Genomic DNA, 2,627 nt, shown 5'->3' on the forward strand with positions numbered 1-2,627 from the left:
TCGCGACGGCGACCCGGTCGATGAGCGCGCGATCGTCGCGTCCGAGCGCATCGACGCGCTCGAGCACGCCGCGGATGACTGCCATCTCCTGCGGGGTCACCTGGATCGTCCGCTCTCCGCTCATGCGTCCTCACGCTCCTCACGCTCCTCGAACTCCGCCTCGACCACCTGCGCGTCGACGTCGTGGACCACGGAGCCCAGCGGGTTGGCGGGGGCGCCGGCGGCGGCGCGCTGGGCTTCGAGCTTGGCTATCGCGTGCGGGGTCAGGTTCAGGTCGGCCAGGGCGTGCCCCACGGCGCGCTGCAGGGCCGGGATCTGCTTGGCGACGCCGGTATAGTCGCGCCGGTCGGTGAACTCGCCGGCCACGGCGGTCTGGCGCATGGCGCGGCCCAGGCGGATCTCGGCCCAGACGGCGGAGGTGACCAGGGCCTCGTGGGCGAGCGGGTCGTGGCCCTCGTCGACCAGGGCGCGGCTGATCTGCTGGTGCCGGGTGTCGACGTAGTGGCGTTCGAGTGGGCAGCGTTGTCCGGCGCCGGCATGCTCGCAGAGGTCGGCGACGGGGCAGCGGTCGCAGAGCATGAGCAGTCCCGAGCGCATCCACAGGCCGTGTTGGATGGGTGCCTCGCGCGGGTCCTGGGCGATGCGGGCGCGTTCGAGGGCTTCGGCGCGGTTGCGCGTGGGCTGCCGGTGCCGCTCATTGATCCGCCGCATGCACTCCACCGCCTCCTGCTCCACCGGATCGTCCACGCGCTACCCTCCTACCCGCCCTGCCGTTTGTGGGACAGGTCACCCGACCTGTCCGACCTGTCCGCCGTCGCCGTTTGTGGGACAGGTCACCCGACCTGTCTGCCGTTGCCGTTTGTGGGACAGGTCACCCGACCCGTCCGCCGTCGCCGTTGGAGGGGCCGGATCACTATCCGGCCCGCCGTCGCCGTGCCGGTGCGCCGTTCCGCCGGCCCCGTTCACCGGGCACCCACCCTCGCCGAACACCGGCAGCCCCGCCGCAAGCCGCGCCTCCATGGCCGCCTGCTCCTCGGCCCACGCCGCCTCCATGACCGGCCTCAGATCGATCCGCCCGTCCGGGGCATAGATGGTCGGTGAGCCGTCATCGCCGTCCGGCCGTTGTCGTTGTGCCCCCGGCGCCCCCGCCGGGGGGCGGGCCGCGGGCCCGCTCTGCTGTTCGGCGTCATCGCCACACGCCCACTCCAGGGCCGCGGCGGCCAGCACCTCCTGGGTGACGGGGCGCGAGCCGTTGCGCTGCCGGGAGACATAGGCCTCGCTGACCCCGGCCGCCGCCGCGACCGCCTGTGCGGTCACCCCGGGCTGCGAGAGCAGCCACGCCAGCCGCTCCTGCCCCGTCGCCGCCCGCCCCATCACGACCGCCGCCTTTCGCGTCGGCCGTACACCACGACAGCCGCGGCCTCATCGCCGCGGCTGTCGCCGCCGGTCCTCTCGCCGTTGCGCGCTACGCCTCGGCTTCCAGCGCCGCCAGGTAGCTGTCCAGGCTCACGCCCAGCCGCTCCGCTATGCGCTCGAGCCGCTGCCCGGCCGCCACCGCCTGCGCGCTCGGCAGCCCGTCCAGGCTGCGCTGCTCCGCGTTCCGCGCGTTGATCCGCCGCATGGCTTCCTTCGTCTCCGGCGTGCCCACCCGCGTGTAGATCTCCGTGGTCTCCACGTGCTCGTGCCCCATCATGCTCGCCAGCACCACCGTCGGCGTGCCCTCGCCGATCTGCCAGGTGGCGAAGGTGTTGCGCAGCCGGTGCGGGCTCACCCACTCGGGCAGCTGCGCCGCGGCCGCGTAGCGCTTCACCGCCGCCCACACCGTCCGCGGGTTGAGCTGCGAGCCGCGCTTCGAGGTGACCGCGCCGCCCGAGCGCCCCGAGCAGGTGTGGAAGAAGCACTCGGCGCGGCCCGAGCGCGCCTTCGCCCAGGCGCGCATCCAGCGCTCCGCCAGGTCGGAGATCGGCACGTTCCGGTCCTTGCCGCCCTTGCCGTCCTTCACGTGGATCAGGCCCACGTCGCCCGGCGTGCTCCAGGTGATGTCCTCGGGCCGCAGCGCCACCAGCTCGGAGACGCGCAGCCCGGCGCGCGCCATGACCTCGAGCATCGCCCGGTCGCGCAGCCCGGTGGTGGTGGTCACGTTCGGCCGCTCCAGCAGCCTGCGCAGCTCGTCCTGGCTCAGTGCTTCGGGCAGCTTCTTCGCGGTGCGCTTGGCCATGGTCGGTGCACCCGCCTCGGTCCCGCAGGCCGTTCCCCGGAAACAGCATCGCCCCGGATTTCGGCCCCCACCCGCCCCCCCCCCTCCGATCCGCCAGAGGGGTGTAGGGGAGGGGGAGGGTCCCGTCGTCAGCGCCCTGGCCGAGCTCCTGCCCGACGCTGCCCGAACGGTTGTCTACGGGAGATGTTATGCAAGTGTCTCCAGTATACACCGCCCTACTGCACCTGTCAAGCCCCTTCTCCCGTAGACCGTGCTTCTTCTCCATCCTCCGACACCTCCCTCCGACCACCGATCTGCCCGCCGTCGCTCCCCCGCCCCCCGGCTCGATCCCGCCCCCCCCTCCCCCCCCCCGTCGTCACCTGATCCGTCGCCGCCGGCCGCACCACCCGCACTGCCGTACTGTCGCCTG

Annotated in this window: 3 protein-coding genes; all 3 read right to left on the reverse strand. The window is 73.3% G+C overall.

What is annotated here, in order from left to right; all coding sequences use genetic code 11:
• Positions 1–120: 120 nt before the first annotated feature.
• The 3 genes from VM221_10145 to VM221_10155 all read right to left on the reverse strand — a co-directional run bounded on the left by VM221_10145 (position 121) and on the right by VM221_10155 (position 2,218).
• Complete coding sequence (locus tag VM221_10145) at positions 121–747, reverse strand: hypothetical protein (GenBank protein HUT75176.1); 627 nt, start codon at positions 745–747, stop codon at positions 121–123.
• 39 nt (positions 748–786) lie between these two features.
• The gene (locus VM221_10150) at positions 787–1,377 is read right to left on the reverse strand and encodes a hypothetical protein (protein ID HUT75177.1); all 591 of its coding nucleotides are present in this window, start codon (positions 1,375–1,377) and stop codon (positions 787–789) included.
• Between the two features lie 88 nt (positions 1,378–1,465).
• The gene (locus VM221_10155; protein ID HUT75178.1) at positions 1,466–2,218 is read right to left on the reverse strand and encodes a tyrosine-type recombinase/integrase; all 753 of its coding nucleotides are present in this window, start codon (positions 2,216–2,218) and stop codon (positions 1,466–1,468) included.
• Positions 2,219–2,627 lie beyond the last annotated feature (409 nt).

It is taken from the genome of Armatimonadota bacterium, from assembly GCA_035527535.1.
GTDB lineage: Bacteria > Armatimonadota > Hebobacteria.

Bases quoted from the DNA above. Each gene is read 5' to 3' on its own strand.
- VM221_10155 (HUT75178.1), bottom strand. From the start codon at position 2,218: ATGGCCAAGCGCACCGCGAAGAAGCTGCCCGAAGCACTGAGCCAGGAC.